Annotated in this window: 7 protein-coding genes; 1 reads left to right on the top strand and 6 read right to left on the bottom strand. The window is 63.6% G+C overall.

Annotated elements, in window-relative coordinates:
• Window positions 1-89: 89 nt before the first annotated feature.
• From DWZ52_RS07125 to DWZ52_RS07115, 3 genes are all read right to left on the bottom strand, one after another.
• On the bottom strand, window positions 90-791 hold the full coding sequence (locus tag DWZ52_RS07125; RefSeq protein WP_118385215.1) for a hypothetical protein: 702 nt from the start codon (window positions 789-791) through the stop codon (window positions 90-92).
• The gene (gene folK / locus DWZ52_RS07120; protein ID WP_117640976.1) at window positions 792-2,525 is read right to left on the bottom strand and encodes a 2-amino-4-hydroxy-6-hydroxymethyldihydropteridine diphosphokinase; all 1,734 of its coding nucleotides are present in this window, start codon (window positions 2,523-2,525) and stop codon (window positions 792-794) included. It abuts the gene before it with no gap.
• Window positions 2,526-2,619: 94 nt separating this feature from the next.
• Window positions 2,620-3,372: an NAD-dependent protein deacylase gene (locus tag DWZ52_RS07115; protein ID WP_117637152.1), complete on the bottom strand. Its 753-nt coding sequence runs from the start codon at window positions 3,370-3,372 to the stop codon at window positions 2,620-2,622.
• Between the two features lie 114 nt (window positions 3,373-3,486).
• Between DWZ52_RS07115 and DWZ52_RS07110 the strand changes: the two genes are divergently transcribed.
• Entirely contained in the window at window positions 3,487-4,305 is an 819-nt protein-coding gene (locus DWZ52_RS07110; RefSeq protein ID WP_117637151.1) for an exodeoxyribonuclease III, read from the top strand.
• 535 nt (window positions 4,306-4,840) lie between these two features.
• Here DWZ52_RS07110 and DWZ52_RS07105 read toward each other — a convergent pair.
• The 3 genes from DWZ52_RS07105 to DWZ52_RS07095 are packed head-to-tail and all read right to left on the bottom strand — an operon-like array spanning window position 4,841 to window position 8,080.
• Window positions 4,841-5,554: a DUF6580 family putative transport protein gene (locus DWZ52_RS07105; RefSeq protein ID WP_117640978.1), complete on the bottom strand. Its 714-nt coding sequence runs from the start codon at window positions 5,552-5,554 to the stop codon at window positions 4,841-4,843.
• Between the two features lie 4 nt (window positions 5,555-5,558).
• Window positions 5,559-7,202: an ABC transporter ATP-binding protein gene (locus DWZ52_RS07100; RefSeq protein ID WP_117640979.1), complete on the bottom strand. Its 1,644-nt coding sequence runs from the start codon at window positions 7,200-7,202 to the stop codon at window positions 5,559-5,561.
• Window positions 7,202-8,080, bottom strand: coding sequence for an energy-coupling factor transporter transmembrane component T (locus DWZ52_RS07095; RefSeq protein ID WP_118385216.1), 879 nt, complete (start codon window positions 8,078-8,080; stop codon window positions 7,202-7,204). Before DWZ52_RS07095 ends, DWZ52_RS07100 begins: the two co-directional genes overlap by 1 nt.
• Between the last annotated feature and the right edge of the window lie 165 nt (window positions 8,081-8,245).

The following is an 8,245-nucleotide window of genomic DNA, read 5'->3' as shown; positions in this document are numbered from 1 at the left end:
TTATTTAAGCCGTCCAAGTTTTGGGGTGCAGTTCAGTGCCGAGGAGAGCTTCTGTTGTCATCGTTATCTTTGAGCGCTGGCGCCCCGCGTTACAGCCCGCGAATGCGCACGGCCTCGGGCGGAAACTCCTGCTCGCCGGCATCGGTCTTGATGGTCGCGCGGCCCCAGATGTCCAGGCCCGCAAACACGCCGACCGCGAGCGGCAGGCCGTTGGGCGACACCGCCGCGACCTGACGACCCAGCAGCGGCACCATATCGAAGTACTCGCCCAGCACCGGGGCCAGCGGGCCGGCAGCGCCCTGTGGTGTGTTGGCAACAACCGCCCAGGCGTCAACGCGAGCGAGCACCGCCGCGCCCAATGCCTCGACCAGTACCTCGTCGCCCATATCCACGCCGAGCTCGCCCAGTGCCGAACGCTCAATATCCACCGTCACCGCGGCAAACATGCCCGCGGCACCGGCACCGCCGTTGACGGCGACGCGCGCGAGCGACGTCTCAAACGCAGGCGCGCCGCACACGATGCCACTCGGCCACTGGATGCCCACCTTGCCGGCAAGCCCCAGGCCCGGCGTTGCGGCCGTGCCCGCGAGCGCGTCCATCATGCCCATTGCGGCCACAAACGGCAGACCGTGGAAGGCGTGCATGTTCACATCGGGGCGCACGACCAGCGAAAACGTCAGCGATGCATCGCCCGCGCTCCACGCGCACCGGCCCGCGGACGCACCCTCGCGGCCCGCGTCACGCGCCGCGTCGAGCTCGGTACCGGCGGCAACAGCATTCATCTCAATCATCTACATACGCCCCAATTCGCCCACGATATGGCCCACGCGGTCCTCGGGCTCCTTGACCTCGACACCGTTGTAGCGGAAGAACCGCGCCGGGTCGTGCATCAGGTCCTCGAGCGGCACCAGCACAAAGTCGCGCTCGCCGATCAGCGGATGCGGCAGGCGCAGCTTCTTGCCGCCGTGGGTCTCGCCGTCCATCCACAGCAGGTCCAGGTCGATGGTGCGCGGGCCGTTTGCCTTGGCCTTTTTGGAGCGGTCGCGGCCCAGCTCGGCCTCGATCTTCATGAGCTCGTCGAGCAGCACCAGCGGCGCCAACTCGGTCTTGATCTCGATGACGGCGTTGGCAAACGCGTCCTGGCGCGTCTCGTAGGCCGGCTCGCTCTCGTAGATCTTGGAGGAGTTGGACACGCAGGTAAGTGGAATCTCGGCGATCATGTCGCGTGCGGCGCGGATGTTGTCGCAGCGATGCCCCAGGTTGGAACCCACGGCCACAAACGCGCGGCGCGGCTGCGGCTTGGCGACAGCCCAGTACCCGTTCAGGAACTGCGCAAAGCCCGCAACGTCATGCACGCGCACGATGTTGGCGCCGGCCTGGATGGCGCCCAGGCACACACCAAACGTGGCGGCATCGCGCGCGGCGGCATCGGTCACGCCCGAGACGGCGCCCACAAAGCGCTTGCGCGACACGGCGCACATGAGCGGATAGCCCAGCGACGCCATCTTAGCGGTCTCGCGCTGGATGACGATATCCTCGTTGGCCGTCTTGCCAAAGCCCGGACCGGGATCGATGCAGATGCGGTCGCGCGACACGCCGGCATGGATGAGCGCGCGGGCCTGGTCGGACAGAAAGCCCATGACGCGGCGCATGATGGGCGCCGAATCGGGCAGGGTAAAGCGGCGGAGCTGCGAGGTGGGCACATAGGCTTCCTCACGGCGGGCACTGCGGCGCATCATGGCGGCCAGGTGGTCGCTGGGCTCTGGTGCGACTTCGGTAGCTGCGGGCACGGCCTCGGGCGCAACGGCAGCAGGGGCAGCCTGCTCGGTAGCCGGCGTCTCTGACTCGGCAACAGGCTCGGGCGTGGGCTCTGATTCGCCAAACGGCAGCGAGGGCTGTACCACACCGCCCGGAAGCTTGGTCTCAACCTTGGACTCGCCCAGCAACTTGCCGCGACGGCGACGGGCTGGCTTCTCGGCCTCGCGCGCGGCCTCGGCGGCCGCTTCGCGTGCCTTCTCGGCAACAAACGCCGCAGCCGAGGTATCAAGCTGCACCGTCGCGTGCGTACGAGCAGGGGCGGCGACCTCGCCGGCGTGCATCACGATAACGCCGCAGGCGCTCGTCTTAACAAACTCGACCATCTTGGGGTCGGTGAAGCCCGTCACGTCGTTGACAATAGAGGCGCCGCAGCGCACGGCCGCCTTGGCAACCGCCACGTGGCGCGTGTCAATCGAGACGATGGCACCCTCTTTGGCCAGCGCGCGCACCACGGGCAGCACGCGGCGAGCCTCCTCGTCGGGGTTGACCGGGGTAAAACCAGGGCGCGTGGACTCGCCGCCCACGTCGATGATGTCGGCGCCGGCGTCGAGTATCGCCAGGCCGTACTCGATTGCGGCATCCGGGTCGAAGTGCTCCCCGCCGTCGCTAAACGAATCGGGCGTCACGTTGAGGACGCCCATGATGCGCGGACGGTCAAAGCTGAGCTCGTACTTTCCGCACCGCCATGTCTTGCTATCGTTCGCCATGAACATCCTCCTCAAATGCCCGCGCCGCCGCGCTCGGGCGCAGGCGGCGGGGTCGCTTTGCAATCAGTCTTTCTATTGTATCCGCGCACACGGGCTAGAACGCAAACGCGGCCGCGATGTCGCAAGAAATCAGCAGGTCGGCATTTGCATCTTGATCGGTGGGAGCAAGATTGCAAATGGCCAGCGTATCGCCGGTAAAGTAGCGCGTAAGGCCCGCCGCCGGATACACCACGAGCGAGGTCCCGCCCACAATGAGGGCATCGGCCGCGGCGATGGCGGCAACGGCGCCGGTCAGCACATGCTCGTCGAGCGGCTCTTCGTATAGCACCACATCGGGCTTGATGCGACCACCGCACGCGGGGCACACGGGCACGCCCGCGGCGTCCTCGTGCTCGCGCGAGCAAATCCACTCGGCGCTATAGACCGCTCCGCACGACTGGCAAATGTTGCGATGGACCGATCCGTGCAACTCAAACACGCGCTGCGAGCCCGCCATCTGATGCAAGCCGTCGATGTTTTGCGTCACCACGGCATCAAGCTTGCCGACGCGCTCCAGCTCGGCCAGCTTGGTGTGGCAGCGGTTGGGCTTAGCGTTAAGCGCGATCATCTTGGTTCGGTAAAAGTCGAAGAACTCCGCCGGATGTGTCTCGTAAAAGCTGTGCGACAGCATGGTCTCGGGCGGATAGGCAAACTGCTGGTGATACAGGCCGTCCACGCTGCGAAAATCGGGAATGCCGCTTGCCGTGGAAACACCCGCGCCGCCAAAGAAGACCACGCGCTTGTGGGTATCAAAAAGCTCCGCCAGCGCGGCGGAGGCCTGCTTGGGATCCGATATTGCCTGCGTCATATGAGCCCTCCGTCCTTGTTGATCGGGGCGACTGCGATTGCGCCGTCGTCCGCGGGGCCCGCCCCGCCCCTGTTGCGCTAATCTTAAGCCTGCCAACCCCGTCGAAAGGACACCATGCCTCAGACTTACACTTTCGCCTCGTGGAACGTCAACGGCCTGCGCGCCGTGCTCAAAAAGGACCCGAGCTTTATCCAGATCGCGCAAGAACTCGACGTCGATATCCTGGCGCTGCAAGAGACCAAGCTGCAAGAAGGCCAGGTCGATATTGACCTGCCCGGCTATCACCAAACCTGGAGCTACGCCGAGCGTAAAGGCTATTCGGGCACTGCGGTCTTTAGCCGCCAGGAACCGCTGCGCGTGCTGCACGCCGACGCGCTGCTACCCTACGCCGACGAAGGCGAGGCTGCCGAGCTCGTTGCCCAAGCCGCGACCGAGGGCCGCGTCTGCGCGCTGGAGTTCGACAAATTCTGGTTTGTCGACGTCTATACGCCCAACGCCCAAAATGAGCTCGCGCGCATCGATGTGCGCATGGCCTGGGACGATGCCTACCGCGGCTTTTTGAACGCACTCGAGCGCGAGACCGGCAAACCCGTCGTGACCTGCGGCGACTTTAACGTGGCGCACGAGGAAATCGACCTTAAGAACCCCAAGTCCAACCGCGGCAACGCCGGCTTTTCGGACGAAGAACGCGGCAAGTTTACCGAGCTGCTCAACGCCGGCTTTACCGATACCTGGCGCACGGCAAACCCCGACGTCGAGGGCGTCTACAGCTGGTGGAGCTATCGCTTTAATGCCCGCAAGAACAACGCAGGCTGGCGCATCGACTACTTCCTGGTAAGCGACGCAATCGCCGACAACGTACGCGACACCGGCATCCGCAGCGACATCTTTGGCAGCGACCACTGCCCCGTCACCCTCACGCTAGAGCTCTAGCCCCAACTGATCCCCTGGGGACGGAGGAAAACGGATCATTTTGGGCCTCGTGAGGGTATCCGTGTGACCCATCCGCCACGAAACACGCCCATCTACTACGTTTAAGCCACCACCCTCAACCACAGCGAACAACGCCAAAAGAAAACCGCAGGTAGAAAGCCTGCGGTTTTTCATAAAACGCGAACATTGTCGGGGCATCAAGCTAAACGTAGTAGATGGGCCAGTTTCGTGGCAAGCGCCGTCAACTGATTCCCTGGGGACATCTGGGGACGGAAGAAAATGGATCAATTTGGCTCTCTGAGGGCCACGATGCCCGTCATATCAGCCGGCCATTCCAAAACTTTGCCGGTTTACGGGGCTGAATCGCGAACCCCTAACCATACGCAATTCCGAGATAATAAAATCGCAGGTAGACGGTGTGCCCTATTTCGAAAAATGCTGGTATGGTCGGCCCGCGCTAATCTAGCCCCGTAAACCGGCATAGTTTTGAAATGGCACTTCGGCAGTATTGATTCCCGCCCCGGCGTAACCAACCCTACAGCCCGTATTTCACGACGACTCGGTTGATGCGGCGACACCAAGGCTTGTACAGGGCGACCAAAAACACGCAGGTCGCAAGGCCGTGCGTGATATCGAACGGTACGGCGGTGGCAAGACGCGCCATGGCACCCGCCCACGTGAGCGGCTGTACAAACCCAATGATGTCATACGCGTTGATCACAACGCCGTACAGCAAACCCGAAGCAAAGCCGTAGATCAACAGCGCCGGCATACGCACGGTGCCATCGGCGCGATCAAAAGCGCCGGCATGCGCCAACGCACCGCCAACGTATCCCACGAGCCCCCAGGCATACATCTGCCACGGCGTCCACATGCCCTGTCCAAAAAAGAAATTGCTGGTCAGCGCCGCCAGCGCGCCAACCATAAAACCATTGCGGCAACCAAGCGTCGCCCCCGCGATAATGGCGATGGCGCTCACCGGTTTAAAGTCGGGAATGGGGCCAAACAGAATGCGCCCCGCCGCAGCCAACGCCGCCAGAACCAGCGTTGGCACAATCTGGCGTAAGCCCGGGCGCGACGCCTCGTAGCCCGCAAAGAACAGCGCGAGCACCAGCGCCACCACGACAAGCATGGCAAGCGCCGCCTGTTCAACGCCCGCCAGCAACGCCGCAGCCATCACGGCTGGCACCGCCAGCAGCAGCGGTATCTCCAGTTTTGCGAGTAGGCGCACGATGCGATAATCCGCCATCCCATCACGCCCTATAAAACACGTTGTCGGCAAAGAAGTCGACCGGCGGCTCCATGCAGGCAATCTCACCGTCAAACATCATGGCAACGTCATCGGCAACCTGCTCGGCAAAATCCAGATCGTGCGTGGCCATGATGACGGTGCCACCAACCTTCGCATGGTCACGCAGGGCGCGGGCGATGATGCGGCGGCTGAACAGGTCTAGACCCTTGGTGGGCTCATCGAGCAATAGCAGTTCGGGGCCGATTAGCAGCAGTTTTGCCAATGCAAGCAGTTGACGCTGCCCGCCCGAAAGATCGTACGGATGGCGCCCATCCAGACCCGACAGCCCCAAGCTCGCCGCACGCTCCCGCGCCAAGTTCTCGTCATATCCGCAGGTCGAGGCCCATTCCATCAGCTCGTCGCGCACCGTCTCGGCAACCAACAACGCCTTGGGATTCTGAGGCAGCAGCGCCGCCGATGCCGCCCCACGCACCATGCGACCACGCTGCAACTTGACCGTTTTGGCCAGCACCGAGAGCATCGTCGACTTGCCGCAGCCGTTTCCGCCCACAATCGCATGCACCGCGCCAGTCGAAAACGCCACATCGAGTCCGCGCAGCACCCAGCCGGACGCCCGATCGTAGCGAAACCAGCTTCCTGTCAAGGTGGTGGCCGAGCCAGCGTACATTTTTGGGAGTATTCTGCATCCACCGGCGCGCGATGACGCCCCCGAGTCGTCCTGCGGCAAGATTTGCGCCTCAAATTTAGCCGATTTGTCCGTTTTTGGTCCCTTTTTCGCACCCGCAACGTCCGCGTGCGGGTCTAAAGAGCCCTGCCGGCCACCAGCGATGCTGAAAATTCCGTTTTTTGCACGCCGCGAGCCACCCCACCCTGGCACCTCGCCAGAAAACAGCTCTTCGCGATGCCCCAAGGAGGCAATGTCGGCCACCTCGCGCACGCGGCCGCCCTCAATCCGATACGCGCACGTCGCATACTCGAGCATTGGGCGCGGTTGATGCGTAGCCACAACAACCGTGCAGCCCAGCTCGCGATTCACACGAAACAGCGCGTGCAGAAAATTCTTCTCGGCAACGGGATCGAGCTGAGACGTGGGCTCGTCGAGTAGCAGCACACGCGGACGCAGCGCCAGGACGGCGGCAAGCGACAGCAGCTGCTTGCGGCCACCCGAAAGCGTATCGGTATCGCGATGAAGCCAGTCCTCCAGACCAAAGAAATAGCTGGTTTCGGCAACACGGCGGCGCATCTCGTCGCGCGACACCCCCAGATTCTCTAGGCCAAACGCCATCTCGTGCCACACGGTCTCGCACACAATCTGGTTCTCGGGATCCTGGAACACGTAGCCCACGCACTCCGCAGACGCGCGCACGTCCATGTCGGCAACGTTCTCGCCCAGCACGCGCGCATCGCCAGTGCGCTCGCCCGCCGGAGCGATCTCGGGCTTGAGCAGCGACAGCAGCGTCGACTTACCCGATCCGGTACCGCCAACAAGCAGCGCAAATGCACCTTGGGGAACAGACCAGTCGAGCCCCTCGAGCACCGCAGCATCAGCCCCGGGGTAGGCAAAGCTCAGGCTCCGCGCCTCAATCGCCGGCATATCCGGGCCGCACGCCGCACCCGACACCGGGCCCCTATCCAACCGAGCCATCAGCCAAACCCCTTCTCATCGATCACATGCAACACGCAGGGCAGCACCATCCATGCAGCGTACACGACATAGCCCAGCCACGGCGCCGGCACCGAGAGCTGCGGATAAAACGAATACTGCGTCGTCGCGGTCCATGCCACCGCCACCGCGGCGGCACCAAACACCGCAAGTCCAACCAGCGCGGCAGCATCGCCGCGCGCCAGCCGATACCACGCATACGTCGTACGGCGCGACGCAGCACCCCACCCGCGCGAGCGCATGGCATCCGCGCGCTCAAGCGAATCTTCCATGCCCCAGCCCATCAACACGCTCGACGCCCGCAGGCGCGAGCGCACGGGGTCGGCCGGCGCGCGGCCCGGCACATCAATCGCATCCTGCACCGCCAGCACCGTACGACCGCGGCGCAAAAACTGCGGGATAAGCCGCATGCACATCGAGATCATGAGCGCAATCACCGGTGCGGCATTGCCCAGCAGCGCGAGCACCTTGTCGTATTCGAGCATCGATGCCGCAGCCTCAAACCACAACACGCTCGCCACGAACAGCCCGCCCATGCACAGGCCGTATACCATGCTCTCCAGATACACCGCGCGCATGCCAATACGGAACAGCTCCGTCGAGCCCGAGGCGCTAAACAGCGGATTGAGCACCGCAACGATCAAAATCACCGGCAGCTGCCAGCGGAGTGCGCCCAGCGTGCGGGCAGCCCCACGCGTCGCAAATCCATACGCCAGCCCGCCCGCAAGCGACAGCGCGATCAGCACCGGTTGCATCGAGAACATGGTGAGCCCCAGCGTCAGCACCATGTAGAGGGCCGGCACAGCCGGATGCGACATCGAGAATGCCGCGACGGGCTCGTTGCCCGATTCCTCTCGCATGATATCCACGGGCACCCCATCCCCTCGCTCAAACGTCAACGCCGCAGCGCCGCCACCATACACAACCAGCGCAAACACCGCGTCAACGGCACCGACATCGGCGGCAATGCGTCAATCGTTACGCGCTCATCATATGCCTGCGGTATCATATTGCGCCGTGTATCG

This window comes from Collinsella sp. AF33-16 (assembly GCF_003475325.1).
GTDB lineage: Bacteria > Actinomycetota > Coriobacteriia > Coriobacteriales > Coriobacteriaceae > Collinsella.
The sequence above is the reverse complement of the archived record's forward strand: the minus strand, read 5'-3'. Positions and strand labels throughout refer to the sequence as shown.